Origin of the sequence: Micromonospora sp. DT4, assembly GCF_049841675.1 — a bacterium.
In the GTDB taxonomy this organism is placed as follows: Bacteria; Actinomycetota; Actinomycetes; order Mycobacteriales; family Micromonosporaceae; genus Micromonospora.
On sequence record NZ_JBNCKT010000478.1, the window covers coordinates 1 to 269 of the forward strand.

Annotated in this window: 1 protein-coding gene; it reads right to left on the reverse strand. The window is 62.8% G+C overall.

The genetic code is table 11. From position 1 onward, the window contains the following. On the reverse strand, window positions 1-252 hold a 252-nt coding region (locus ACLQ24_RS30600; protein WP_425895194.1), incomplete at its 3' end, for a hypothetical protein. Between the last annotated feature and the right edge of the window lie 17 nt (window positions 253-269).

Genomic DNA, 269 nt, shown 5'->3' on the forward strand with positions numbered 1-269 from the left:
GACCTCGGTGCGTGTCACGAATTCGTCGTCCGTGCCGCGCTTTTCGATAAGAAGTCGAAGTAGTTTGGCGGCCTTGTCTCCGAGTTTGCGCACCTCTTCGCCGTCGCGTTTTAGTGTGCGCCCGTCGAGAGTCCATTGAACCTGCGCGCTAGCGCCGGTGTGCTGGCCCGTGGCAGACGACAAGCCAGGCGTGTGCTGCTGGCTACCGCTGTGGTCGGTGGAGGTCGACGCGTACGGCTGACCGGTGTGCATGCCGATATGGACGGTCG